The following is a 25,975-nucleotide window of genomic DNA, read 5'->3' on the forward strand; positions in this document are numbered from 1 at the left end:
GGCCAACCGGCCAACGGGCCAGGCGGCCGGCCAACCGGCTAGGCGGAGACCTTCTCCCGGCGCTCCCCGGACGGCTCGCGTTCCGCGTGGTCCCCGCGTTCCCCGCGCTCGCGGGCGAGTTCGGCCGCGTCCCGGCGGAACGCCCACTCCATCCGCGGCTCCATCACGCAGCGCAGCGCCCGCCGCACCGGCGCGGTGCACAGCAGGGTGACCGCCACCGCGGCCAGCACGGTCAGCGCGAGTTCGCCGAGCGGCTGGTGCAGGGCGGGGTGGGAGTACCAGTCGCCGATGTAGCCGGCCTTGATCAGGAAACCGTGCAGCAGGTACCCGTAGAGCGTGCCGGCGCCCAGCGACGTGAACCACGTGTGGCGGCCCGGCACCCAGGCGAAGAAGCAGGCCGTCAGCAGCACCGAGCAGCCGAAGAGGGCGAGGACCATCACCGGCCCGATCCACCAGGGCGCGCCCATGTCCTGCGCGGCCGAGTTGCGGTAGATCCAGCCCGCGTCCATGTTCGGCGACACGAACCAGCCGACCAGCAGGGCCGCCGCGAACACCGGCACCGACAGCACCCGCACCGCGCGGCGCCGCACCATGGTGAAGTGCTCGGGCCGCAGGCACAGGCCCAGCACGAAGCACGGCAGGAACTGCAACAGCCGCTGCATGCCCAGGTCGTAGCCGATCGACGGGGAGACCGACGCCAGCATGGCGACGACCAGCGAGACCGCGAGCGGGTGGCGGATCGTCTTCCACAACGGGGTGGTCAGACGCCACACGAACAGCGCGCACAGGAACCAGGTCAGGTACCAGGGGGACATGAGGCTGATGTCGTGCCCCCCGTCCCCGGCGACGTGGCGCTGGAAGAGGGCGTACGCGGTCTCGAAGACGACGTACGGGACGGCGATCCCGGTCACGAGCCGGCGCAGCCGGTCCGGGCGCATGTCGAAACTGCGCGAGAAATAGCCGGAGATGATGATGAACGCCGGCATGTGGAAGACGTACACGACGGTGTACAGCGTGTCGATGACCCGGCTGTCGTCGTTGAGCGGGTCCCACGCGTGGCCCATGGCCACCAGCACGATCGCCAGGTACTTGGCGTTGTCGAAGAAGGGGTCGCGCCGGGCGCCGGAGGGGGCCGCACGGTCCTGCGACGGCAGCGAGTCGGTCATACGGCCTCCCGCCCTCGGCCGGGCGGGCGGGTCCGGGACCCCGCTGCGTTTGTGGGGGACGAGGCAGCGTTCAACATCTGAGGCACCCTAGCGTTGTCCGAGTGATTCCGTAAAACCATCCACGTCATTCCTGTATTCGGCTTCACGGCTCGGTGCGCGACTACCCGCAATTCCCGGAGAGTTGACCTGCCGGATTACGTGACCGGCCCCACACGGCGGCATGGTGCCGCCCGGCGGCCTGCCCCGCACCGGAGGGGGAGACGCTCCCGGCTTGTCATGATTCATCGCTTCTCAGGCGCACATAAGGACACCCGAAGGCGGCCCGGAACGCGCCGCCGGAGCGCCCGCACTTCTCGGCCACACGCCACCGCCGCGCCCCGCCACGCGAATTCGTATTTCCTGCGGAGAAGGTGTGTGGGCAGCGAAACGACGTGGCCGGAATTCCCCGTGCGAGTGCCCCGTCGAATTCCTGTACGGCACCCCGCGGCCCCGCTCCGCCGGCCCTCACCCGGGCCGCCCCGGCCGGGTTCCGCCGCGGACGTTGTGTCACCTGCCGCATAGTGGGGCCCGGTTGGTGGCACGATGGTTCTGGCGGGGGTGCGCCGGATTGCGCCCCAGGGCCGGGAGTGCGGACCGACCGAGGGTGTGATCAGTTGTGGCCATTTCACTGTCCGTGGTGCTGCTGTTGGCGATCATCCTGGTGGTGCTGCTGCGCGGCGGCTCCCTCAAGGCGGGCCCGGCGATCGTGGCGATCCTCTTCGGCTTCTTCCTCGCCTCCACGGGCATGGCCGACGACATCCAGCGGTTCCTGAACTCGATAGCGGACACGATCAACTCGATCCGCTTCTAGCCGGCGCCGAACGGCTCCGGCCCGGCCCCCACACAGGGGACCGGGCCGGAGACCAGGAGTGGAGCGGGCGACGGGAATCGAACCCGCGTAGCTAGTTTGGAAGACTAGTGCTCTGCCATTGAGCTACGCCCGCACACGACGCGCCGCGGTCACCGCCGCGGCACTGGAGGCATCGTAGCGGGTCGGCCCCGGTGCGCGCACACCCCGTTCCCGGCCGTGCCGCACCGTCACGGACGGAAGAACCCGGAGGCCGCGGCGCGCGGCGGCATGTACCCTACGTGTCGCACCAGACGGGGTGTGGCGCAGCTTGGTAGCGCGTCCGCTTTGGGAGCGGAAGGCCGTGGGTTCAAATCCCGCCACCCCGACCATCCGCCGGCCGTCCCCGGCCGCGGCCCCTCCGGCGGCCGGTCCCCGTGATCGCCTTTGGGGACGTGGAGGCGCTGCCGTTACTATGCAAGCTGCACGCCCGTGTGTCTCAGCGTCTGCAGTCTCCGGGCGGCGTAGCAGCCGGAGCCCCAGGTCCCGGCGATCCGAGAAGTCAGCCACAAGGAGACCGAACCGTGAAGAGCGCCGTGGAGACCCTGAACCCGACCCGGGTTCGGCTCACTGTCGAGGTGCCCTTCGAGGAGCTCAAGGACAGCCTCGACGCGGCGTACAAGAAGATCAACCAGCAGGTCACGGTGAAGGGCTTCCGCAAGGGCAAGATCCCTGCCCGGGTCATCGACCAGCGCTTCGGCCGCGGTGCCGTACTGGAGGAGGCCGTCAACGACGCGCTTCCCAAGTTCTACACCGACGCCGTCAACGAGGCCGAGCTGAACCCGCTGGGCCAGCCCGAGGTCGACATCACCGAGCTGAAGGACGGCGAGACGCTGAACTTCACCGCCGAGGTCGACATCCGCCCGACCATCGAGATCCCGGACTACTCCGGCATCGAGGTCGAGGTCGACGCCGTCGAGGTCACCGACGAGGACCTCGAGAAGTCGGTGGAGCAGCTCCGCGAGCGCTTCGCCACCACCGCGCCGGTCGAGCGCGCCGCCGAGGAGGGCGACGTCGTCACCCTCGACCTGCGGGCCAAGGTCGACGGCGAGGTGCTGGAGGACGGCGTCGCCGACGGCGTCTCGTACACCATCGGCTCCGGCGAGCTGCTCGACGGCATCGACGACGCCGTCAAGGGCCTTGAGGCCGGCGGCGAGGCCACCTTCGCCTCCGAGCTGAAGGGCGGCTCGGCGGCCGGCAAGGAGGCCGAGGTCACCGTCAAGGTCACCCAGGTCGCCAAGCGCGAGCTGCCCGAGCTGGACGACGACTTCGCCCAGCTCGCCTCCGAGTTCGACACGCTGGACGAGCTGAAGGCCGACAGCCGCAAGCGGCTGGCCGACATGAAGCAGTACGACCAGGCCACGCAGGCCCAGGAGCGCGTGCTCGACAAGCTCCTGGAGCTGGTCGAGGTGCCCGTCCCCGAGAAGCTCCTCGAGGACGAGATCAACACCCGCAAGCACAACCTGGAGCACCACCAGCTCGGCCAGATGGGCCTCACCCTCGACAAGTACCTGGAGCTCCAGGGCAAGACCGCCGAGGAGTTCGAGACCGAGACGCGCGAGGCCGCCGTCAAGGGCATCAAGACCCAGTTCGTCCTCGACGAACTGGTCAAGCAGGAGAAGCTCAACGTCAACCAGGAGGAGCTGACCGAGCACCTCATGCGGCGCGCGGCCTCCTCCGGCATGTCCCCCGACCAGTTCGCCCAGGCCGTCGTCGAGCAGGGCCAGGTCCCGCTGCTCGTCGGCGAGGTCGCCCGCGGCAAGGCCCTGGCCGCCGTGGTCGAGAAGGCCACCGTGAAGGACACCAACGGCGAGGTCGTCGACCTGGAGGACGACGAGGAAGCCGACGAGGCCGCCGCGACCGACGAGACGGCCGCGCCCGCCGAGGCCGACGCCGACACGGCCGACGCCGCCTCCGAGGCCCCCGCCGAGGGTGCCCAGGAGAAGGCCGGGGAGAAGACCGAGGGCTGATCCTCGCGCCGCCCCCACGGACGTACGACGGGCCCCGGACAGCCATGCCGGGGCCCGTCTGCCGTACGGCCGTACGGGCGAAACCCCGCAGGGCACGGCCGTGTCCGGCCGCCGGGCCCGGCTGCATGCGCTCACAGCGAACACCGCGGGAACCGGGATGGCACCGCAGGGTCACCGCGTTAGGGTCCATGAGTACGAGGGCAGGGGAGTCCCCGAAAACGGCCAGACGGATGGCCCCCAGCCCCGGCAGAACACGTGAGACGGCCCGGCGCCGTCGTTAAGACGAGCAGGTGGATACGTGACGAATCTGATGCCCTCCGCCGCCGGCGAGCCCTCCATCGGTGGTGGTCTCGGCGACCAGGTCTACAACCGGCTGCTCAACGAGCGGATCATCTTCCTCGGGCAGCCCGTGGACGACGACATCGCCAACAAGATCACCGCGCAGCTACTGCTCCTTGCCTCCGACCCGGACAAGGACATCTTCCTCTACATCAACAGCCCCGGCGGCTCCATCACGGCCGGCATGGCGATCTACGACACCATGCAGTACATCAAGAACGACGTGGTGACGATCGCCATGGGCCTCGCGGCCTCCATGGGGCAGTTCCTGCTCAGCGCGGGCACCCCCGGCAAGCGCTTCGCCCTGCCGAACGCCGAGATCCTGATCCACCAGCCCTCCGCGGGCCTGGCCGGTTCGGCCTCGGACATCAAGATCCACGCCGAGCGTCTGCTGCACACCAAGAAGCGCATGGCGGAGCTGACCTCGCAGCACACCGGTCAGACGGTCGAGCAGGTCACCCGTGACTCCGACCGCGACCGCTGGTTCGACGCCTTCGAGGCCAAGGAGTACGGCCTCATCGACGACGTCATCGCCACGGCCGCCGGCATGCCGGGCGGCGGCGGCACCGGGGCCTGACCCGCGCCCCCGCGGGGTGGCCGGGGCATCTCCCGGGCCCCCGCGGCAGCCGAGCCGGACCCCGCACGGGCACCCGGCACGCCCCGCAGCCAGACCCGAGCCGACCGCCTCAGCCCTTTCCAGGAGACACCGTGAACGACATCCCCGGCAGCGGCCTGTACGACCGTGCGCGTGCCGAGTACATCGGCCCCTCGGCCGAGTCCCGCTACATCATCCCGCGCTTCGTCGAGCGCACCTCGCAGGGCGTGCGCGAGTACGACCCGTACGCGAAGCTGTTCGAGGAGCGCGTGATCTTCCTCGGCGTGCAGATCGACGACGCCTCCGCCAACGACGTCATGGCCCAGCTCCTGTGCCTGGAGTCGATGGACCCCGACCGGGACATCTCGGTCTACATCAACAGCCCCGGCGGTTCCTTCACCGCGCTCACGGCCATCTACGACACGATGCAGTACGTGAAGCCCGACATCCAGACCGTCTGCATGGGCCAGGCGGCCTCCGCCGCCGCCGTCCTGCTGGCCGCCGGCACGCCCGGCAAGCGGATGGCGCTGCCGAACGCCCGCATCCTGATCCACCAGCCCTACAGCGAGACCGGCCGCGGCCAGGTCTCCGACCTGGAGATCGCCGCCAACGAGATCCTCCGCATGCGCGCGCAGTTGGAGGAGATGCTGGCCAAGCACTCGACCACCCCGGTCGAGAAGATCCGCGAGGACATCGAGCGCGACAAGATCCTCACGGCCGAGGACGCGCTGAACTACGGCCTGATCGACCAGATCATCACCACCCGGAAGATGGACAACTCCTCCCTCCGCTAGGCGGGAGGCTGTATCGTCTGCCGCCCCTTGGCATGGTTTGGCTGGGTTCACGTCAAAGCGATCCATGCCAAGGGGGGCCCGGCCGGGGGGCCGGGCAAGGTACCGTCGGACATAAGGCAGCACCAGGAGTCCGCTGGACGTCGACGTCCAGGCGTCTCCCAGGCGAAGGGGAAGCACACCGTGGCACGCATCGGTGACGGCGGCGATCTGCTCAAGTGCTCGTTCTGCGGCAAGAGCCAGAAGCAGGTCAAGAAGCTCATCGCAGGGCCCGGTGTGTACATCTGCGACGAGTGCATCGACCTCTGCAACGAGATCATCGAGGAAGAGCTGGCCGAGACCAGCGAGGTGCGCTGGGAGGAACTTCCCAAGCCCCGTGAGATCTACGAGTTCCTGGAGGGCTACGTGGTCGGCCAGGAGGCCGCCAAGAAAGCCCTCTCCGTCGCGGTGTACAACCACTACAAACGGGTCCAGGCCGGTGAGAACGGCGGGGCCCAAGGCCGCGAGGACGCCATCGAGTTGGCGAAGTCCAACATCCTCCTCCTCGGGCCCACCGGCTCCGGCAAGACCCTGCTGGCCCAGACCCTCGCCCGCATGCTGAACGTCCCCTTCGCGATCGCCGACGCCACGGCGCTCACCGAGGCGGGGTACGTGGGCGAGGACGTCGAGAACATCCTGCTGAAGCTGATCCAGGCCGCCGACTACGACGTCAAGAAGGCCGAGACCGGCATCATCTACATCGACGAGATCGACAAGGTCGCGCGGAAGAGTGAAAACCCCTCCATCACCCGCGATGTCAGCGGCGAGGGCGTCCAGCAGGCCCTGCTGAAGATCCTGGAGGGCACCACGGCCTCGGTGCCCCCGCAGGGCGGACGCAAGCACCCGCACCAGGAGTTCATCCAGATCGACACGACGAACGTCCTGTTCATCGTGGGCGGCGCCTTCGCCGGACTGGAGAAGATCATCGAGGGCCGGGCGGGTGCCAAGGGCATCGGCTTCGGCGCCACGATCCGCTCCAAGCGCGACCTGGAGTCCAAGGACCAGTTCGAGGAGGTCATGCCGGAGGACCTGGTCAAGTTCGGCATGATCCCCGAGTTCATCGGCCGGCTCCCCGTCCTCACCTCGGTCCACAACCTGGACCGCGAGGCCCTGCTGAAGATCCTCGTGGAGCCGCGCAACGCGCTGGTCAAGCAGTACCAGCGCCTCTTCGAACTCGACGGCGTGGAGCTGGACTTCGAGCGCGAGGCCCTCGAAGCCATCGCCGACCAGGCGATCCTGCGCCAGACCGGCGCCCGCGGACTGCGCGCCATCATGGAGGAAGTCCTCCAGGGCGTCATGTACGAGGTGCCCTCCCGCAAGGACGTCGCCCGCGTCGTCATCACCGCCGACGTGGTCCTCTCCAACGTCAACCCCACCCTGATCCCCCGCGATTCGCGGGGCCGGGGACCGGGCGAGCAGAAGACGGCCTGACACCACCCGTCACCCGTCCCGACACGCGTACGGCGAAGGGCCCCGGTCACCCGACCGGGGCCCTTCGCCATGCCGGAGGAGGCGCTCAGTTCTCGACCCGGATCTCTTTGCGGAGCTTGGCGGTGATGTCCACCGCGGTGTCCTTGCCGACGCCGGTGCTCGTGTTGTCGCCCGGCGAGACCATGGCGACCGTGCTGTGGTCGGCCCAGGCGCAGAACCAGTCGGTCGACTCCTTCTTGGTGAGCCCGTTGACGGCCTTCGTCGACTGGCACTTGGCGACCGCGCCGTCGATGCCGACCTCCTCGGGATCGCCGACCAGTTCCAGGCCCTCCATGCCGCCGGAGCCGCCGGAGCCCTTGTCCTTCAGCTCCTTCTGGATGGAGGCGAAGAAGGCGTCCAGGGTGGCCTGCGGGTCGGAGATCTTCCCGTAGCCGCCCATCATGGTGATGCCCTTGGCCTTCAGCAGCTCGGCCTGGTCGGGCAGGGTCGAGGGGTCCTGGGGGTCGAAGCCGCTCAGGTCGGCCGTCGACCACTGGCCCACGATGGTGGTGCCGTCCTCGACACCGCTCTTCCTCATGTCCTTCGCCGTGTCCGCGTCGCCGGACTCGGTCTGCGAGGCCAGGGTGTACTCGCCGAGCACCGTCTTCGGGGTGGTCAGCTTGTGCGCGCCGTCGTCCTTGAGCCCGCCGCCGCCACCGCCCACCACGAGGTAGGCGCCCACGCCGATCGCCGCGACGACCGCCACCGCGCCGATGATCAGGCCCGTCTTCTTCCTGCCGCCGCCGGCCGGGGGCGGCGGCGTGCCGTAGGGCTGCTGACCGTACGGCGGCTGCTGACCGTACGGAGGCTGCTGGCCGTAGGGCGGCTGCTGGCCGTACGGGGGCTGCTGCGGCGGGACCCCGCCCGGCTGCTGGGGATAGCCGTAGCCCGGCTGCGGGGGAGGCGTCTGCTGGGGGTAGCCGTAGCCGGGCTGCGGGGCCTGCGGCGGCGGGCCGTACGGGCCCGGCTGCCCGTAGGGACCGGGCTGCTGGGGCGGGCCGCCGTACGGCCCCGGCTGGTTGTGACTCATCTCTGGGTTCCCCTCCAGACGCTTACATGGTGTTGACATCCTCACCCGGCGAGCCGCCGACCAGGCCACCGGGGGGCCCACCGTTACAAAGGAAACGCGTTTCGGTACTGGGCGGTGACGCCCGTAAACTGAGCCCCGTGACCGAGAACACTCAGCATCCGCAGCCCGCCCCCACGACCGAACTGCCGACCCAGTACACGCCGGCCGAGGTAGAGGGGAAGCTGTACGAGCGCTGGGTAGAGCGGGGTTACTTCACCGCCGACCCGCACAGCGAGAAGCCCCCGTACACCATCGTCATCCCCCCGCCGAACGTCACCGGCTCCCTCCACCTGGGCCACGCCTTCCAGCACACGCTGATGGACGCCCTGACCCGCCGCAAGCGCATGCAGGGCCACGAGGCCCTGTGGCTGCCCGGCATGGACCACGCCGGCATCGCCACCCAGAACCGTGTCGAGCAGCAGCTCGCCGAGGAGGGCAAGTCCCGCCACGACCTGGGCCGCGAGGAGTTCACCCGCCGCGTGTGGCAGTGGAAGGAGGAGTACGGCGGGCGCATCCTCGGCCAGATGCGGCGCCTCGGCGACGGCGTCGACTGGTCCCGCGAGCGCTTCACCATGGACGAGGGGCTCTCCCGCGCCGTCCTCACCATCTTCAAGCGGCTCTACGAGGACGAGCTGATCTACCGCGCCGAACGCATCATCAACTGGTGCCCGCGCTGCCTGACCGCCCTCTCCGACATCGAGGTCGAGCACCAGGAGGACGACGGCGAACTCGTCTCCATCGAGTACGGCGAGGGCGACGAGAAGCTCGTCGTCGCCACCACCCGCGCCGAGACGATGCTCGGCGACACCGCCGTCGCCGTCCACCCCGGCGACGAGCGCTACCGGCACCTCGTCGGCAAGCGGATCAAGCTGCCGCTGACCGACCGCACCATCCCGGTCGTCGCCGACGAGCACGTCGACCCCGAGTTCGGCACCGGCGCCGTCAAGGTGACCCCCGCCCACGACCCGAACGACTTCGCCATCGGCCGCCGCCACGGCCTGGAGTCCATCACCGTCATGGACGAACGCGGCGTCATCACCACGCACGGCCCCTTCGAGGGACTGGACCGCTTCGAGGCCCGCTCCGCGATCGTCGCCGCGCTGCGCTCCCAGGGCCGGATCGTCGCCGAGAAGCGCCCCTACGTCCACAGCGTCGGCCACTGCTCGCGCTGCAAGACCACCGTCGAGCCGCGCCTGTCCCTCCAGTGGTGGGTCAAGGTCGGCCCGCTCGCCAAGGCGGCCGGCGACGCCGTCCGCGACGGCCGGGTGGCGATCCACCCCGAGGACATGGCCAAGCGGTACTTCGACTGGGTCGACAACATGAACGACTGGTGCATCTCGCGCCAGCTCTGGTGGGGCCACCGCATCCCGATCTGGTACGGCCCCGACGGCGAGGTCGTCTGCGTCGGCCCCGACGAGGAACCGCCCACCGGCGAGGGCTGGCACCAGGACACCGACGTCCTCGACACCTGGTTCTCCTCGGGCCTGTGGCCCTTCTCCACCCTGGGCTGGCCCGAGCGCACCCCGGAACTGGAGAAGTTCTACCCGACCGACGTCCTGGTCACCGGCCACGACATCATCTTCTTCTGGGTCGCCCGGATGATGATGTTCGGCCTGTACGCCATGGACGGCGAGGTCCCCTTCAAGACCATCGCCCTGACCGGCCTGGTCCGCGACGAGCGCGGCAAGAAGATGTCGAAGTCCTTCGGCAACGTCGTCGACCCGCTCGACTGGATGGACGCCTACGGCTCCGACGCCGTCCGCTTCACCCTGGCCCGCGGCGCCAACCCGGGCACCGACGTCCCCATCGGCGAGGAGTGGGTCCAGGCATCCCGCAACTTCGCCAACAAGATCTGGAACGCCACCCGGTTCGCCCTGATGAACGGCGCCACCACGAAGGGCCCGCTCCCGGACCCCTCGCTGATGTCCGCCACCGACCGCTGGGTCCTCTCCCGCCTCGGCCGCACCGTCGCCGACGTGGACGCCCTCTACGAGGACTTCCAGTTCGCCAAGTTGTCGGACGCCCTCTACCACTTCGCGTGGGACGAGGTCTTCGACTGGTACGTCGAGCTGTCCAAGACCACCTTCCAGGAGGGCGGCGCCGCCGCCGAGGTCAGCAAGCGCGTCCTCGGCGAGGTCCTCGACGTCACCCTGCGGCTGCTGCACCCCGTGGTCCCCTTCGTCACCGAAGTGCTGTGGACCACGCTGACCGGCGGCGAGTCCGTCGTCGTCGCCGACTGGCCGCGCGACCCCGGCTTCCGCGACGCCGGCGCCGAGCGCGAGATCGAGACCCTCCAGGCCGTCATCACCGAGGTGCGCCGCTTCCGCCACGACCAGGGCCTCCAGCCCGGCCAGCGGGTGCCGGCCCGGCTCACCCTGGAGGGCTCGGCGCTCGCCCCGCACGAGGCGGCCATCCGGCAGTTGCTGCGGCTCCAGCCGGAGGGCGACGCCTTCACCGCGACGGCGACGCTGCCGGTGGCCGGGGTCGAGGTCGCCCTCGACCTCTCCGGCGCCATCGACGTGGCCGCCGAGCGCAAGCGGCTCGCCAAGGACCTGGCCGCCGCCGAGAAGGAGAAGGCCCAGGCCACCGCCAAGCTCGGCAACGAGGCGTTCCTCGGCAAGGCACCCGACCACGTCGTGGACAAGATCCGCGGCCGGCTCGCCAAGGCCGAGGAGGACATCACGCGCCTCGCCGCCCAGTTGGAGCGCCTGCCGCAGGCGTGACCCCGCCGCACGTGACGGCCCCCGGCAGCCCACCCCGGCTCCGGGGGCCCTCGCGTGCCCGCCGCCCCGGGGGAGCCACGGCCGTCCGCCGCACCCGGGTACGTAGACTGGTCCCCGTGAGTGAGCTCCCCCCGCACGACAGCAGCGAGCAGCCCGACCCGCTCGACTCCTTCGACGAGATCGTCGCCTCCGAGACCGGGCGCGACCCCGACCTCGCCGTCATCGAGGCCGGCAGCCGCACCCTGCGCACCCAGGGCGGGCCGCCCGAGGCCGACGTGCCCGGCAGGCCCGAGGACCCCGAGGTGGACGCGGCGCTGCGCGAGGTCGAGGCGGAGCTGGCCACCCGCTGGGGCGAGACCAAGCTGGAGCCGTCCGTCGCCCGGATCACCGCCCTGATGGACGTCCTGGGGGAGCCGCAGCGCTCCTACCCCTCCCTCCACATCACCGGCACCAACGGCAAGACCTCCACCGCCCGCATGATCGAGGCCCTGCTCGGCGCCTTCGACCTGCGCACCGGCCGGTACACCTCGCCGCACGTGCAGTCGGTCACCGAGCGGATCAGCCTCGACGGGGCGCCCGTCTCCGCCGAGCGGTTCATCGACACCTACCGCGACATCGCCCCCTACGTCGAGCTGGTCGACGCCCGCGAGGAGTACCGGCTCTCCTTCTTCGAGGTGCTGACCGGCATGGCCTACGCGGCCTTCGCCGACGCGCCGGTCGACGTCGCCGTCGTCGAGGTCGGCATGGGCGGCTCCTGGGACGCCACCAACGTCATCGACGGGGACGTCGCCGTCGTCACCCCCATCGACCTCGACCACACCGACCGGCTCGGCGAGACCCACGCCGAGATCGCCGCCGAGAAGGCCGGGATCATCAAGCAGGGCGCCACCGTGATCCTCGCCCAGCAGCCGGTGGAGGCCGCCCAGGCCCTGCTGAAGAAGGCCGTCGACGCCGACGCCACCGTGGCCCGCGAGGGCCTGGAGTTCGGCGTCGGGGCCCGCCAGGTCGCCGTCGGCGGCCAGCTCCTCACCCTGCGCGGACTCGGCGGCGAGTACACCGACGTCTTCCTCCCCCTGCACGGCGCCCACCAGGCGCACAACGCGGCCGTCGCGCTCGCCGCCGTCGAGGCGTTCTTCGGCGTCGGCGCCGAGCGCGCCGAACCGCTCAACGTCGACACCGTGCGCCGGGCCTTCGCCGCCGTCGCCTCACCGGGTCGCCTGGAGGTCGTGCGGCGCTCGCCGACCGTGGTGCTGGACGCCGCGCACAACCCGGCGGGCGCCCGCGTCACCGCCGAGGCGGTCGGGGAGGCGTTCCAGTTCAGCCGGCTCATCGGCGTGGTCGGCGCGAGCGGCGACAAGAACGTGCGGGGCCTGCTGGAGGCGTTCGAGCCGGTCTTCGCCGAGATCGTCGTCACCCAGAACTCCACCCACCGCGCCATGGACGCCGACGCGCTGGCCGCGATCGCCGTCGAGGTCTTCGGCGAGGACCGCGTCCAGGTCGAGCCGCGGCTGCCCGACGCCCTGGAGGCCGCGATCACGCTGGCCGAGGAGGAGGGCGAGTTCGCGGGCGGCGGTGTGCTCGTCACCGGCTCCGTCATCACCGTCGGCGAGGCCCGACTGCTCCTGGGGAAGGGCTGACCCGACGTGCGTACGCTCTGCGCTTCGACCCTCATCGGCGAGTTCTTCGTGATCGGCTTCGCCGCCCTGGTCGCCATGAAGGACCCCGGCCTCTCCACGACCACCGTGTGGACGGTCAGCGGCATCGCCATGTTCCTGTGCCTGGCGCTGTGCGGCGTGGTGACCCGGCCGGGCGGCATCGCCCTCGGCTGGGCCCTCCAGGCCGCCCTGGTCGCCTCCGGCTTCGTCGTACCGACGATGTTCTTCATGGGGGCGCTCTTCGGCGCCCTGTGGTGGGCCTCCGTACACTACGGCCGCAAGATCGACGAGGCGAAGGCGCGGTTCGCCGCGCAGGCCGCCCAGGACGAGACCCCTGCGCCTGACGCTGCGTGACGGACGCCGCGACACGCCCGGTAACCTCTCGTCCAGCACCCCTGTGATGTGAAGGAGCCCTCCCGTGACCCAGCGCACCCTCGTCCTGCTCAAGCCCGACGCCGTCCGGCGCGGCCTGACCGGCGAGATCATCAGCCGGATCGAGCGCAAGGCCGGCTGGCGGATCACCGCGCTGGAACTGCGCACCCTGGACACCGACACGCTGGAGCAGCACTACGGCGAGCACCAGGGCAAGCCCTTCTACGAGCCGCTGATGGAGTTCATGGCGTCCGGCCCCGTCGTCGCCATGATCGTCGAGGGCGAGCGCGTCATCGAGGGCGTGCGCGCGCTGGCCGGCCCGACCGACCCGGTCGCGGCGGCCCCGGGCTCCATCCGCGGCGACTTCGGGGTGATCGTCCGCGAGAACCTGATCCACGCCTCCGACTCCGAGGAGTCCGCCGAGCGCGAGGTGAAGATCTTCTTCCCCGGCCGGGCCTGAACCTCCGGATCACCCTTTTTTCTGACGCGCCGTCAGCCCGGCGGGGCCCGGGGAACCGGGGCGGTCGCCGGGAAGCGACCGCCCTGTGGCATATGGGTGCCGATCGGGGGAACGGATTCCACCGTTGGCCCGTCTCCACAAGCGAGGCGGTACGCCATCTGCTGACAATGGCGAAGACCCTCGCGCGGTGTTCGTGAAAGCGCGTCTACCATGGAAGCCTGCACGTCACTGCACCCACCTCGCCGACCTGAAAAGCCCTCAAAGGCTTGTGGGAAGGCCAGCCGAATCCTGATGGGGAACTCAATGTCGTTCATCGGCCGTGACATGGCTGTCGACCTCGGGACCGCCAACACGCTGGTGTACGTCAGGGGTCGCGGGATCGTACTGAACGAGCCGTCCGTCGTCGCGATCAACACCAACACCGGTGGCATCCTCGCGGTCGGCGCCGAAGCGAAGAAGATGATCGGGCGCACCCCGGGCAACATCGTCGCCGTGCGCCCGCTGAAGGACGGCGTGATCGCCGACTTCGAGATCACCGAGCGGATGCTCCGCTACTTCATCCTGAAGATCCACAAGCGGCGTTATCTGGCTCGTCCGCGGGTCGTCGTCTGTGTGCCCTCGGGCATCACCGGCGTCGAGCGCCGCGCCGTCATCGAGGCGTCGTCCCAGGCCGGCGCCCGCCAGGTGCACATCATCGAGGAGCCCATGGCCGCGGCCATCGGCTCCGGCCTGCCGGTCCACGAGGCCACGGGCAACATGGTGGTCGACATCGGCGGCGGCACCACGGAGGTCGCGGTCATCTCCCTCGGCGGCATCGTCACCGCCCAGTCCATCCGCGTCGCGGGTGACGAACTGGACAACGCGATCATCCAGTATGTGAAGAAGGAGTACAGCCTTCTGCTGGGCGAGCGCACGGCCGAACAGATCAAGCTCACGATCGGCTCGGCGTACGACCTCGACTCCGACGAGCACACCGAAATCCGCGGCCGGGACCTCGTCTCCGGTCTGCCCAAGACCGTCGTCATCTCGGCCGCCGAGGTCCGCAAGGCGATCGAGGAACCCGTCAACGCCATCGTCGACGCCGTCAAGACGACCCTGGACAAGTGCCCGCCGGAGCTGTCCGGCGACATCATGGACCGGGGCATCGTCCTGACCGGCGGCGGAGCGCTGCTGCGCGGACTGGACGAGCGGCTGCGCCGGGAGACCGGCATGCCGATCCACATCGCGGAGGACCCGCTCGACAGCGTCGCGCTCGGTTCCGGGAAGTGCGTCGAGGAGTTCGAGGCGCTCCAGCAGGTACTGGACGCCCAGCCCCGCCGGTGACGTCACACGTCGGTTCCGCCGTACGAGACGATCTCCTCTCGTACGGCGGATCGTTGATATAGAGACATGAGAACGCCCTCCAGTCCCGGGCCGGATGTTCCCGGGCGGCGCGAGGAGAACACCTTGACGCGCCGAACGGGTTTCCCCGGACACCCGGAGCGTCCGACTCCCCGAGCACCCCGCTTCCCGAAGTCCCGCCGCTTCCCGAAGCACCCGTACTTCTCTTGGTACCCGTAGTTCCCGAAGAGCCCCCGAAGAGCCCGAAGTTCCCGAAGTGCCCGTGGTTCCGGCACTTCCTGAAGCACCCGTAGTTCCCGAAGTACCCGCACCTCCCGAAGTACCCGTAGATCCGAAGTTTTCCGACTCCGACGAGGAAGGCACGGCCGCCGCACGTGAGGGACACGAAAGAGAGCCGGCTGCTCCTGGTGCTGCTGATCGCGGTCGCGTTCGCGCTGATCACGGTGGACATCCGCGGCGGGGAGGACTCACCCGTCGACGGCGCCCGGCAAGCCGCGGCCACCGTCTTCGGCCCGATCGAGAACGGCGTGTCGGCCGCCGTCGACCCGGTCGGCAACGCCGTCGCCGCGATCCGCGCGTCCGGCGACCGCCACGACCGGCTCGCCACCCTGGAGACCGAGAACGCCGCCCTGAAGGCCAGACTCGGCAGCGACGAACGCGGACGCAGCCGCCTGAGGCAGTTCGACAAGATGCTCGGCCTCGCCGGCGCCGGCCAGTACGGCATCAAGGGCGCCCAGGTCATCGCCATAGGAGCCGCCCAGGGCTTCTCCTGGACCATCACCATCGACGCCGGCGCCAACGACGGCATCCAGCGCGACATGACCGTCCTCAACGGCGACGGCCTCGTCGGCCGCGTCACCACCGTCGGCCCCCACACCGCCACCGTGCTCCTCGCCAACGACCCCGACTTCACCGTCGGCACCCGCATGGAGTCCGGCGACGAACTCGGCTTCGCCTCCGGCCAGGGCGACCGCCCCCTGCGCGTCGAACTCCTCAACGGCAAGGCCGACGTCAAGAAGGGCGACCGCCTCGTCACCTTCGGCTCCCAGGCCGACAAGCCCTTCGTGCCCGGCGTCCCCGTCGGCGTCGTCAGCCGCGTCGACCCCTCCGGCGGCGACCTGACCCGCACCCTCTACGTCACGCCCTTCGTCGGCTTCACCAAGCTCGACGTCATCGGCGTCGTCGTCCAGGCCCCCGGGAAGGACCCGCGGGACACCGTGCTCCCCGACAGAACGGAGCCCAAGCCCACGCCGACCGTCACGGTCACCGTGACCCCGTCCGCCCCGGCACCCGACGGGCCGCCGCAGCCCGAGCAGTAGGAGCACTCACCCCATGCGCGTCAACCGGTTCCTGCTCTCCTCCTCCCTGGTCGTCGTCGCCCTGGTGGTGCAGGTCAGCGTCCTCGCCCGGCTCCAGCTCCCCGGCGCCGTCCCCGACCTGCTCCTGCTCACCGTGGTCGGCCTCGCCCTCGTCTACGGCCACGTCGGCGGCGCCCTCATCGGCTTCGGCGCCGGCCTCCTCGCCGACCTCGCCCCGCCCGCCGACCACGCCGCCGGCCGCTACGCCCTCGTGCTCTGCCTCATCGGCTACCTCGCCGGACTCGCCCGCCCGGAGAACGGCCGGCTGCGCTCCGCCGTCGGCCCCATGGCCGTCGTGGTCGCCGCCGCCGTCGGCACCACCCTGCTCTACGCGGGCGTCGGCGCCCTCGTCGGCGACACCGCCGCCCGCGACGTCGGCCTGCCCGGACTCCTGTTCACCGCCGCCCTGTACGACCTGCTCCTCGCGCCCTTCGCCGTCCCCGCCGTGATGGCCCTCGCCCGCCGCGCCGAGAACGACCCGCTGGCCGACTCCGGGACCACCGCCCAGAAGGCCGACATCGCCTCCGGCTGGCTCTCCGGCGGCACCGGACTGCGCATCGGCGGCCAGCGCAACCCCCTGCGCGTCAAGGCCGCCCGCTCCCGCGGCGCCCGCGCCGGACGCATCAAGGGGGTCAAGCGGCTGTGACACCGGGGGCAGCACACACGCACACACGTCGCGCGGGGGAGCCGGCAGCAGTGACCCACATCCACCCGTCGCCCACCACCACCCACCACGGAATGGGCCCGGACCATGACTAACATCCCGGAGACCGGCCGGAACACGCGCGTCCAGACCCGGCTCGTCGTCATCCAGATCCTCGTCCTCTCCCTGCTCGGCACCCTCGGCGGACGCCTGTGGTTCCTCCAGATCCGCCAGGGCGACGAATACGCCAAGAAGGCGTCCGGCAACCACGTCCAGCAGGTCGTCCAGCCCGCCGTGCGCGGCTCCATCCTGGACACCCGCGGCGTCCCCCTCGCCGACAACGAGACCCGTCTCGTCGTCTCCGCCTCCCGTACCGAGCTGCTGAAGATGAAGGACGACGGCGAAGCCGTCCTCACCAAGCTCGCCGACGTCCTCGGCATGAAGGCGCAGGACGTCCGGGAGAAGGTCCGGCTGTGCGACGCCAAGACGCCGCAGCCCTGCTGGAACGGCTCCCCCTACCAGCCGATCCCCATCACCGACGAGGCCACCCCCAAGCAGGCCCTCCAGATCCGCGAACGCGCCGAGGACTTCCCCGGCATCACCGCAGAACCCGAGGCCGTCCGCCGCTACACCGCCCCCGGCAAGGCCAACACCGCCCAGGTCCTCGGCTACCTCTCCCCGGTCACCGACGACGAGATCCAGAAGGCGCAGGACACCGACTCGCCCTTCCTCCGCTCGGACCAGGTCGGCCGCTCCGGACTGGAACGCCAGTACGACAAGGCGCTGCGCGGCAAGGCCGGCGTCACCCGCTACGAGGTCGACAACCTCGGCCGCGTCATCGGCCAGGCCGAGTCCGACCCCGCCGAACCCGGCTCCAACCTCGTCACCAGCATCGACGCCCGCGTCCAGCGCGTCGCCGAGTACGAGCTGAACGAGGCCATGAAGGCCGCCCGCAACGAGTTCGACCGCAACACCAACACGACCTACAAGGCCGACGCCGGCGCCGTCGTCGTCATGGAGGCCAAGACCGGCCGCGTCGTCGCCATGGCCTCCAACCCCAGCTACGACCCCAACGCCTGGGTCGGCGGCATCTCCGCCAAGGACTACAAGAAGCTCACCGGCAAGAACTCCAACTACCCGCTCCTCAACCGGGCCATCCAGGGCCAGGCCGCCCCCGGCTCCATCTTCAAGGTGGTCTCCTCCGCCGCCGCCGTCGAGGCCGGCTACGACTTCGACGGCCGCTACGACTGCTCCGGCTCCTACGACGTCGGCGGCCAGATCTTCAAGAACTTCGAGTCCGCCAACGACGGCATGATCAGCATCGGCCGCGCCCTGGAACTCTCCTGCGACACCGTCTACTACCGCCTCGCGCACGAGGAGTGGAAGCGGGACGGCGGCATGAAGCCGAAGAAGCCCCACGACTACTTCTACAAGGCCGCCCACGACTTCGGCCTCGGCAAGGAGACCGGCATCGACCTCCCCAACGAGGTCACCGGCCGCGTCCCCGACCGCGAGTGGAAGCAGAAGTACTGGGAGGCCAACAAGGACGCCTGGTGCAAGACCGGCAAGAAGGGCGGCTCCTACGTCGAGCAGATCGCGTACGAGAACTGCCTCGAAGGCAACAAGATGCGCGCCGGTGACTCCATCAACTACTCCATCGGCCAGGGCGACACCCTCGTCACCCCCATCCAGATGGCCACCATCTACTCGGCGCTCTCCAACGGCGGCACCCTCTACGACCCCACCATCGGCAAGGCGGTCGTCAGCCCCGACGGCAAGCACGTCGAGGAGATCGAGCCCACCTCCCACGGCAAGCTCCCCCTCTCCAAGACCACCCTCGCCAAGATGGACGAGGCCCTCGAAGGCGTCGCCACCCGCGGCACCGCCGCCTGGCGCTTCGGCGGCTGGCCCCAGGACAAGATCCCGATGCACGCCAAGACCGGCACCGCCGAGGTCTACGGCAAGCAGACCACCTCGTGGTTCGCCACCTACACCGACGACTACGCCATCGTCATGACCATCTCCCAGGGCGGCACCGGCTCCGGCGCCTCCGGCCCCGCCGTCCGCAAGATCTACGACGCCCTCTACGGCGTCCAGGCCGACGGCTCCCTCGACAAGAACAAGGCGCTGATGGCCAAGCCGGTCGCCGCCCTCCCCAAGATCAAGGCGGACGGCACCATCGCCGCCCCGAAGATGCCCGAGGACCCCGTGAAGGAGCTCCTGCCCGCCCCCCAGGGCACCCCGCCGCCCGGCGGTGACGACCCCACCGCCCCGCAGAACCCGCAGAACCCGCAGGACCCGCAGGCGACCGTCGAGCCGCCCGCCACCGGCAACCGGCAGACCCGCAGGCGGACCCGCAGGACCGGGAGGACCCGCCCATGACCGGCGTCAACAGCTTCCAGGTCTCCGGATACGGCCCCGAACGGGCGGGCTGGACCCGCCTGTTCGCCCGCGACTCCCTCGCCCGACGACTCGACTGGCCCATCCTCGCGGCCTCCGTCGCGCTGTCGATGATCGGCGCCCTGCTCATCTACTCCGCCACCCGCAACCGCACCGAACTCAACCAGGGCGACCCGTACTACTTCCTCACCCGGCACCTGCTCAACACCGGGATCGGCTTCGTCCTCATGATCGCCACCATCTGGTTCGGCCACCGCGCCCTGCGCACCGCCGTCCCCGTCCTCTACGGCGGCTCGGTCTTCCTGATCCTCCTGGTGCTCACCCCGCTCGGCTCGACCATCAACGGCGCCCACTCCTGGATCAAGCTCCCCGGCGGCTTCTCCCTCCAGCCCTCCGAGTTCGTGAAGATCACGATCATCCTGGGCATGGCGATGCTCCTCGCCGCCCGCGTCGACGCCGGCGACAAGCCCTACCCGGACCACAAGACCGTGCTCCAGGCACTCGGCCTCGCCACCGTGCCGATGCTCATCGTGATGCTCATGCCCGACCTCGGTTCGGTCATGGTCATGGTCGTCATCGTGCTCGGCGTCCTGCTCGCCTCCGGCGCCTCCAACCGGTGGGTCTTCGGCCTGCTCGGCACCGGCGTCCTCGGCTCCCTCGCGGTCTGGCAGCTCGGCATCCTCGACGAGTACCAGATCAACCGCTTCGCCGCCTTCGCCAACCCGGAACTCGACCCCGCCGGCGTCGGCTACAACACCAACCAGGCCCGCATCGCCATCGGCTCCGGCGGACTCACCGGCTCCGGCCTCTTCCAGGGCTCCCAGACCACCGGCCGCTTCGTGCCCGAACAGCAGACCGACTTCGTCTTCACCGTCGCCGGCGAGGAACTCGGCTTCCTCGGCGCCGCCCTCATCATCACCCTGCTCGGCGTCATCCTCTGGCGCGGCTGCCGCATCGCCCGGGGGACCAGCGACCTGTACGGCACCATCGTCGCCGCCGGCATCGTCGCCTGGTTCGCCTTCCAGACCTTCGAGAACGTCGGCATGACCCTCGGCATCATGCCGGTCACCGGACTGCCCCTGCCCTTCGTCTCCTACGGAGGCTCGTCCATGTTCGCCGTCTGGGTCTCCATCGGCCTCCTCCAGTCCATCACCGCCCAAAGACCCGTCTCCGCCTGACCCGCGCGGATACGGGCGGACCCCACCCGCCGGGTTAATCTGGATGGTCACCCGCCCCCCAGCCACCGGCCGGGGGGAACCCTGTCAGCACACAAAGGTCCCGCGAGATGCCTGCCGATGCCGCCGAGTCTGCGTTGTCTGTGTCGTCTGTGTTTCCGCAGCTCGAAGCTCTGCTCCCGCACGTGCAGAAGCCGATCCAGTACGTCGGCGGAGAGCTGAACTCCACGGTCAAGCCCTGGGAGGACTGCGACGTCCGCTGGGCACTCATGTACCCCGACGCCTACGAGGTCGGACTCCCCAACCAGGGCGTCATGATCCTCTACGAGGTCCTCAACGAGCAGCGCGGCGTCCTCGCCGAACGCACCTACAGCGTCTGGCCGGACCTGGAGGCGCTGATGCGGGAGCACGACGTCCCGCAGTTCACCGTCGACAGCCACCGCCCGGTCCGCGCCTTCGACCTGTTCGGCCTCTCCTTCTCCACCGAACTCGGCTACACCAACATGCTGACCGCCCTCGACCTGGCCGGCATCCCCCTGGAGGCCCGCGACCGCGGCCTGGACGACCCCGTCGTCGTGGCAGGCGGACACGCCGCCTTCAACCCCGAGCCGATCGCCGACTTCATCGACTGCGCCGTCCTCGGCGACGGCGAACAGGCCGTCCTGGAGATCACCGCCGTCGTCCGCGCCTGGAAGGCCGAGGGCCGCCCCGGCGGACGCGAGGAACTCCTGCTGCGCCTGGCCAGGACCGGCGGCGTCTACGTCCCCGGCTTCTACGACGTCGAGTACCTCCCCGACGGCCGCATCGCCCGCGTCGTACCCAACCGCTCGGGCGTGCCGTGGCGCGTCTCCAAGCACACGGTGATGGACCTCGACGAGTGGCCCTACCCCAAGCAGCCCCTCGTCCCGCTCGCCGAGACGGTCCACGAACGGATGTCCGTGGAGATCTTCCGCGGCTGCACCCGCGGCTGCCGCTTCTGCCAGGCCGGCATGATCACCCGCCCGGTGCGCGAACGCTCCATCACCGGCATCGGCGAGATGGTCGACAAGGGACTGAAGGCGACCGGCTTCGAAGAGGTCGGCCTGCTCTCGCTCTCCTCCGCCGACCACAGCGAGATCGGCGAGATCGCCAAGGGCCTCGCCGACCGCTACGAGGACGACAAGATCGGCCTCTCACTGCCCTCCACCCGCGTCGACGCCTTCAACATCGACCTGGCCGACGAACTGACCCGCAACGGCCGCCGCTCCGGACTCACCTTCGCCCCCGAGGGCGGCTCCGAACGCATCCGCAAGGTCATCAACAAGATGGTCTCGGAAGACGACCTCATCCGCACCGTAGCCACCGCCTACGGCAACGGCTGGCGCCAGGTGAAGCTGTACTTCATGTGCGGGCTGCCCACCGAGACGGACGACGACGTCCTCCAGATCGCCGACATGGCCACCCGCGTCATCCAGAAGGGCCGCGAGGTCTCCGGCTCCGGCGACATCCGCTGCACCGTCTCCATCGGCGGCTTCGTCCCCAAACCCCACACCCCCTTCCAGTGGGCGCCGCAACTGTCCGCGGAGCAGACCGACGCCCGCCTGCAAAAGCTCCGCGACAAGATCCGCGGCGACAAGAAGTACGGCCGCTCCATCGGCTTCCGCTACCACGACGGCAAGCCCGGCATCGTCGAGGGCCTGCTCTCCCGCGGCGACCGCCGGATCGGCGCCGTCATCCGCGCCGTCTACGACGACGGCGGCCGTTTCGACGGCTGGCGCGAACACTTCTCCTACGACCGCTGGATGAGCTGCGCCGACAAGGCACTGGAGACCTTCGGCCTCGACGTCGACTGGTACACCACCCGCGAGCGCGGCTACGAGGAGGTCCTCCCCTGGGACCACCTCGACTCCGGCCTCGACAAGGAGTGGCTCTGGGAGGACTGGCAGGACGCCCTCGACGAAACCGAGGTCGAGGACTGCCGCTGGACCCCCTGCTTCGACTGCGGGGTGTGCCCCGCGATGGACACCGCCATCCAGATCGGCCCCACCGGCAGGAAACTGCTTCCGCTGACGGTCACCGGACAGGGCGACGGCTGACCCCCGCCGACGCTCTTTCCTTCCGGAGGAAAACGACGGGCGCGGTCATGCGGGACATTCTCCGGATGTCCTCCCGCATACCGCGCCTTTTCGTTTCCCCCGTATCGTGAGTGACGGCCGCCGCGCCGGACACAACGGAAATATGAGGAACGGAACGCGGGGAAATCCCGGGATACCGCGGGGCGGGGCGAGGCGCCCGCGAACCGCCCCGCCAGAGGCCCGGCAGGCGTTCCGGACCGTCCGTAAACAGCCGAAACCTGCCGTTAGACTGAGCCGCATGGACACGACGAGCCGTAAAGCAGCACTGAAGAAAGCGACATTTCCCGCGATCGTCGGACTGCTTCTGGTCGGCTGGATCACCTATATCGTCGTCGCCATCGCCAATGAACCGGAAAAGGCCGCCGCGCCCAGCGCCGCCGCCCTCACCGAGGACATCGCCCAGGCACTCGCCGACGGCGACGCGGGCGCCCTTCGGGAACACCTCTCCGCGCAGGCCGGCGACGGATACGCCGAAGCCCTGGTCGACAGGTTCTCCGCGCTCCCCGGCACCCCCGGGGTGACCCGCGAGGGCACCGGCGACCACCCCTTCGCCGCCATCCGCCAGGGCGGCCACTGCCTCGGCTTCGACCTGCGCAAGACCGACGACGGCTGGGTCATGGACGCCGTACCCCGCCTCCAGGGGTGCGAGGGGTAGCGTCCGGACCCGGCCCGCCCCCGGAAACCCGGGTGTGCGGCGGACCGGGGGAGGGGCTGCGGCACGGCCGGGCCCCGTACGGCCCGCTCGGCTACTTGCTGACCGCGAACCGCATCAGCGCGTGCTCGTCACCCTGCTTGATCTTCCCCGTCACATTGATCACTTCCAGCTTCCAGCCGGTGCCCACCCGCACCGCCTTCGCCACCGCGCAGCCGTTGTCCTGCGTCAGCAGACTCGGCCAGATGTCCGCCACCTGCTGCGAACTGCCCCCCGTGGCGTCGTACACCTTGAAACTGATGTTGCGCGCCTTCTGGAACGAGCTGCCCTTCTTGTAGGCCGCCGCGATGAAGACGATCGACGTGATGTGGGACGGAATACGGGCGAACTCCACCGTCACCGTCTCGTCGTCGCCCTCGCCCCGGCCGGTCTGGTTGTCACCGCTGTGCAGCAGCGAGCCGTTGCCCATCGGGTCCAGCGAGTCCAGACCCGCCAGCCGCACCGGGTCCGCGCCCTGCAAGGCGATGGCGATCAGGTCCAGGTCCGTGCCGGACTTGCGGCGCAGCGTCCCCAGCAGCCCTCCGCTGCTGCCGGAGGTCGGGTCCCAGGACGCCCCGATGGACAGGTGCGTCACCCCGTCCAGATCCGCCGGGCCGTCTTCCTTCGTGAGCGTGATCATGCGTGGCACAACCTTTCCGTCGGTACGTGAAGCGGGCACGCACAGTCTGCCTGGCGGCCCCCGGCGGCCCCGCCCGAGCCCCCGCCCCGCCCGCACACCCCCGGAGATCGGGGGAACCATCCCGCGCCGCGGCACGTACTCTTGGAAGCAGGACGACCACACTCACGAAGGACTGAACGACACTGGGCAAGCGACAGCCCGAAGGACCGCCGCCCGTACCCGCGGTGCAGCGCATCCGACTGCGCTACACCAAGCGCGGCCGCCTCCGGTTCACCAGCCACCGTGACTTCCAGCGTGCCTTCGAGCGCGCGCTGCGCCGCGCCGAGGTGCCCATGGCGTACTCGGCGGGGTTCACGCCGCACCCGAAGGTGTCCTACGCCAATGCCGCACCCACCGGCACGGGCAGTGAGGCGGAGTACCTGGAGATCGCGCTCACCGAAGCGCGCGACCCCGAGACCCTGCGCCGGCTCCTCGACACGTCGCTGCCGGCCGGGCTCGACATCGTCGACGCGGTCGAGGCCCGCACCTCCGGGCTCGCCGACCGGCTGACGGCCTCCGTGTGGGAGCTGCGGCTGGACGGCGTGGACCCGGCCGAGGCCGAGCACGCCGCCGCCGCCTTCACCGCGGCCGGCGGTGTGGAGGTGCAGCGCCGCACCAAGAGCGGCCTGCGCACCTTCGACGCCCGCGCGGCCGTCGTGAGCCTGCGCACCGGACCGACCGACCCTCCGCCGGCTGATAGGCCGACCGACCGGCCCTGTGCGATACTGCGGCTGGTTGTTCGGCACGTGACGCCTGCCGTACGACCCGACGACGTCCTGTCCGGTCTCCGCGCCGTGGCCGACCTGGCGCCGCCGGTCCCCGCAGCGGTGACCAGGCTGGCGCAGGGGCTGCTCGATGAAGAGACCGGTGCGGTGACCGACCCGCTCGCGCCCGACCGCGAGGCAGCAGCGCCCGAGCCGCCATCGGCCCCCGCTGCCGCTGCCGCCGCGAAGGCACCGGCGTAAGGAAGGTCCCGCGCAGGGACGGATGTCGCCGCGCCGCCCTCGACCTCGGGAGCCACCTGGGTCGGGCAGCGCACCCACCACAAGACTTTCGCCAGGCCGTACACGACAAGGAGTGCGGAACCGGCGAGACAGACACGGAGAGCTCCCGAGCGGCGCCCGCGCCCCGGACGGCGGGACCGCGCATCGCGCGGACCGCGGACGTCACCGGCCACCCACACGGTCGATGCCGGACCAGGCGCGGCGCCCGGGAGCCTGACGGGAGAAACCCCCGCATGCTCGAACCGACCGAAACCGCAGAGTCCGCGACACCCACCACGGACTCCGAAGCGAACACCCCCAGCGACACCCTGCCCCCGCGCCGCCGGCGCCGGGCCGCCTCCCGCCCCGCGGGACCGCCCTCAGGCGCCTCCGAGGCCCAGGCGGAGACCGTCGCCCCGGCCGAGACGGCCGTGACCGGCCCCGAGGCCCTCGAAGACCCCGAGGACCCCGAGGACACGGCAGCCGACGAGGCCACCGACGCCGAAGAGGCCGCCGAGGCTCCCGAGGCCGAAGAGGCCCCTGAGGCAGCCGAGGCCGCACCGGGCCGCCCCCGGCGCCGCGCCGTGCGCCGCGCCTCCGCTCCCGCCGGTGCCCCGGCCGCCGCCGAGGCGGCCGAGACCGTCCTCCCCGCGGCCCCCGCCGCCGACGCGCCTGCCCCCGCCGAGACGCCCGCCCCGGCCGTGACCGCCGAGGACGCCGCCCCGCGCCGCACCCGCCGCCGCGCCACCCGCGACACCACCTCGCCCACGGCCGGGCAGACCAGCGCCGCGCAGGTCACCGAGGCGCAGACCACGGCCGCGCAGGCCACCACCGCGCAGACGCCGGAGCAGGACACCACCGCCCAGGCCGCCCCGGCCGGCGAAGACGCCGACACGGCCGCCGACGACGCCGCCCCGCGCCGCGGACGCCGGCGAGTCGCCCGCCGCGCGAGCGCCCCGGCCGACACGCCCGGCTCCGAGAGCGCCGCCGAGCCCGCCGCCGCGGAGCAGCCGGCCCCGGCCGCCGCGCCCGCGCCCGCCGCCGAGGCCCCCGAGA

At 70.6% G+C, this 25,975-nt stretch carries 20 protein-coding genes, 2 tRNA genes and 1 pseudogene; 19 read left to right on the top strand and 4 right to left on the bottom strand.

Going from position 1 to position 25,975, the window contains the following annotated elements; translation table 11 throughout:
* Positions 1-38: 38 nt before the first annotated feature.
* Complete coding sequence (locus J5Y05_RS22515; RefSeq protein WP_210874851.1) at positions 39-1,166, bottom strand: acyltransferase family protein; 1,128 nt, start codon at positions 1,164-1,166, stop codon at positions 39-41.
* A 655-nt stretch (positions 1,167-1,821) separates the two neighbouring features.
* Between J5Y05_RS22515 and J5Y05_RS22520 the strand changes: the two genes are divergently transcribed.
* A complete protein-coding gene (locus tag J5Y05_RS22520) occupies positions 1,822-2,016 on the top strand; it encodes a hypothetical protein (RefSeq protein ID WP_030418264.1) in 195 nt (64 codons plus the stop codon).
* 59 nt (positions 2,017-2,075) lie between these two features.
* Here the strand turns inward: J5Y05_RS22520 and J5Y05_RS22525 are convergent.
* Positions 2,076-2,149 (bottom strand) — tRNA-Gly (locus tag J5Y05_RS22525).
* Between the two features lie 158 nt (positions 2,150-2,307).
* Here J5Y05_RS22525 and J5Y05_RS22530 point away from each other — a divergent pair.
* The 5 genes from J5Y05_RS22530 (at position 2,308) to clpX (ending at position 7,217) form a co-directional block, all read left to right on the top strand.
* A tRNA-Pro gene (locus J5Y05_RS22530) sits at positions 2,308-2,384 on the top strand.
* A 192-nt stretch (positions 2,385-2,576) separates the two neighbouring features.
* Complete coding sequence (tig, locus tag J5Y05_RS22535) at positions 2,577-4,022, top strand: trigger factor (protein WP_210874852.1); 1,446 nt, start codon at positions 2,577-2,579, stop codon at positions 4,020-4,022.
* A gap of 310 nt (positions 4,023-4,332) precedes the next feature.
* A complete protein-coding gene (locus J5Y05_RS22540; protein WP_210874888.1) occupies positions 4,333-4,938 on the top strand; it encodes an ATP-dependent Clp protease proteolytic subunit in 606 nt (201 codons plus the stop codon).
* 131 nt (positions 4,939-5,069) lie between these two features.
* Entirely contained in the window at positions 5,070-5,750 is a 681-nt protein-coding gene (locus tag J5Y05_RS22545; protein ID WP_307854040.1) for an ATP-dependent Clp protease proteolytic subunit, read from the top strand.
* 180 nt (positions 5,751-5,930) lie between these two features.
* Entirely contained in the window at positions 5,931-7,217 is a 1,287-nt protein-coding gene (clpX, locus tag J5Y05_RS22550) for an ATP-dependent Clp protease ATP-binding subunit ClpX (protein ID WP_210874853.1), read from the top strand.
* Positions 7,218-7,302: 85 nt separating this feature from the next.
* Here the strand turns inward: clpX and J5Y05_RS22555 are convergent, their stop codons facing one another.
* On the bottom strand, positions 7,303-8,286 hold the full coding sequence (locus J5Y05_RS22555; RefSeq protein ID WP_210874854.1) for a hypothetical protein: 984 nt from the start codon (positions 8,284-8,286) through the stop codon (positions 7,303-7,305).
* A gap of 137 nt (positions 8,287-8,423) precedes the next feature.
* Between J5Y05_RS22555 and J5Y05_RS22560 the strand changes: the two genes are divergently transcribed.
* The 11 genes from J5Y05_RS22560 to J5Y05_RS22610 all read left to right on the top strand — a co-directional run bounded on the left by J5Y05_RS22560 (position 8,424) and on the right by J5Y05_RS22610 (position 23,221).
* Complete coding sequence (locus J5Y05_RS22560) at positions 8,424-11,048, top strand: valine--tRNA ligase (protein ID WP_210874855.1); 2,625 nt, start codon at positions 8,424-8,426, stop codon at positions 11,046-11,048.
* A 116-nt stretch (positions 11,049-11,164) separates the two neighbouring features.
* On the top strand, positions 11,165-12,685 hold the full coding sequence (gene folC, locus J5Y05_RS22565; protein ID WP_210874856.1) for a bifunctional tetrahydrofolate synthase/dihydrofolate synthase: 1,521 nt from the start codon (positions 11,165-11,167) through the stop codon (positions 12,683-12,685).
* A gap of 6 nt (positions 12,686-12,691) precedes the next feature.
* A complete protein-coding gene (locus tag J5Y05_RS22570; protein WP_210874857.1) occupies positions 12,692-13,057 on the top strand; it encodes a DUF4233 domain-containing protein in 366 nt (121 codons plus the stop codon).
* 64 nt (positions 13,058-13,121) lie between these two features.
* A complete protein-coding gene (gene ndk / locus J5Y05_RS22575; protein WP_210874858.1) occupies positions 13,122-13,535 on the top strand; it encodes a nucleoside-diphosphate kinase in 414 nt (137 codons plus the stop codon).
* Between the two features lie 303 nt (positions 13,536-13,838).
* Entirely contained in the window at positions 13,839-14,858 is a 1,020-nt protein-coding gene (locus J5Y05_RS22580) for a rod shape-determining protein (protein ID WP_210874859.1), read from the top strand.
* A gap of 392 nt (positions 14,859-15,250) precedes the next feature.
* A complete protein-coding gene (gene mreC / locus J5Y05_RS22585; protein WP_210874860.1) occupies positions 15,251-16,195 on the top strand; it encodes a rod shape-determining protein MreC in 945 nt (314 codons plus the stop codon).
* 13 nt (positions 16,196-16,208) lie between these two features.
* Positions 16,209-16,880: a rod shape-determining protein MreD gene (gene mreD / locus J5Y05_RS22590; RefSeq protein WP_210874861.1), complete on the top strand. Its 672-nt coding sequence runs from the start codon at positions 16,209-16,211 to the stop codon at positions 16,878-16,880.
* A gap of 105 nt (positions 16,881-16,985) precedes the next feature.
* Entirely contained in the window at positions 16,986-19,259 is a 2,274-nt protein-coding gene (mrdA, locus tag J5Y05_RS22595) for a penicillin-binding protein 2 (protein WP_210874862.1), read from the top strand.
* Positions 19,256-20,455 (top strand): rod shape-determining protein RodA, encoded by a 1,200-nt coding sequence (rodA, locus tag J5Y05_RS22600; RefSeq protein ID WP_210874863.1) that lies wholly within the window; start codon positions 19,256-19,258, stop codon positions 20,453-20,455. The genes mrdA and rodA overlap by 4 nt, the downstream gene beginning before the upstream one ends.
* A gap of 107 nt (positions 20,456-20,562) precedes the next feature.
* Positions 20,563-22,527, top strand: coding sequence for a TIGR03960 family B12-binding radical SAM protein (locus J5Y05_RS22605; RefSeq protein WP_210874864.1), 1,965 nt, complete (start codon positions 20,563-20,565; stop codon positions 22,525-22,527).
* A 277-nt stretch (positions 22,528-22,804) separates the two neighbouring features.
* On the top strand, positions 22,805-23,221 hold the full coding sequence (locus J5Y05_RS22610) for a hypothetical protein (RefSeq protein ID WP_210874865.1): 417 nt from the start codon (positions 22,805-22,807) through the stop codon (positions 23,219-23,221).
* 91 nt (positions 23,222-23,312) lie between these two features.
* On the opposite strand, the gene J5Y05_RS22615 is transcribed toward J5Y05_RS22610, so the two are convergent.
* Positions 23,313-23,897, bottom strand: coding sequence for a TerD family protein (locus J5Y05_RS22615; RefSeq protein WP_210874866.1), 585 nt, complete (start codon positions 23,895-23,897; stop codon positions 23,313-23,315).
* A gap of 224 nt (positions 23,898-24,121) precedes the next feature.
* Here J5Y05_RS22615 and J5Y05_RS22620 point away from each other — a divergent pair, with 224 nt between their 5' ends.
* Positions 24,122-24,901, top strand: a complete 780-nt coding sequence (locus J5Y05_RS22620; protein WP_210874867.1) for a TIGR03936 family radical SAM-associated protein — start codon at positions 24,122-24,124, stop codon at positions 24,899-24,901.
* 272 nt (positions 24,902-25,173) lie between these two features.
* Positions 25,174-25,975 (top strand): annotated as a pseudogene (locus J5Y05_RS22625) (Rne/Rng family ribonuclease); the annotation flags it as partial.

It is taken from the genome of Streptomyces tagetis (assembly GCF_018069565.1).
Classification (GTDB): Bacteria; Actinomycetota; Actinomycetes; order Streptomycetales; family Streptomycetaceae; genus Streptomyces; species Streptomyces tagetis.

Coding starts and splice junctions, on each gene's coding strand:
- J5Y05_RS22515 (WP_210874851.1), bottom strand. CDS start 1,166: ATGACCGACTCGCTGCCGTCGCAGGACCGTGCGGCCCCCTCCGGCGCC.
- J5Y05_RS22540 (WP_210874888.1), top strand. CDS start 4,333: ATGCCCTCCGCCGCCGGCGAGCCCTCCATCGGTGGTGGTCTCGGCGAC.
- J5Y05_RS22555 (WP_210874854.1), bottom strand. CDS start 8,286: ATGAGTCACAACCAGCCGGGGCCGTACGGCGGCCCGCCCCAGCAGCCC.
- J5Y05_RS22580 (WP_210874859.1), top strand. CDS start 13,839: ATGTCGTTCATCGGCCGTGACATGGCTGTCGACCTCGGGACCGCCAAC.
- mreD (WP_210874861.1), top strand. CDS start 16,209: ATGCGCGTCAACCGGTTCCTGCTCTCCTCCTCCCTGGTCGTCGTCGCC.
- mrdA (WP_210874862.1), top strand. CDS start 16,986: ATGACTAACATCCCGGAGACCGGCCGGAACACGCGCGTCCAGACCCGG.
- rodA (WP_210874863.1), top strand. CDS start 19,256: ATGACCGGCGTCAACAGCTTCCAGGTCTCCGGATACGGCCCCGAACGG.
- J5Y05_RS22605 (WP_210874864.1), top strand. CDS start 20,563: ATGCCTGCCGATGCCGCCGAGTCTGCGTTGTCTGTGTCGTCTGTGTTT.
- J5Y05_RS22610 (WP_210874865.1), top strand. CDS start 22,805: ATGGACACGACGAGCCGTAAAGCAGCACTGAAGAAAGCGACATTTCCC.
- J5Y05_RS22615 (WP_210874866.1), bottom strand. CDS start 23,897: ATGATCACGCTCACGAAGGAAGACGGCCCGGCGGATCTGGACGGGGTG.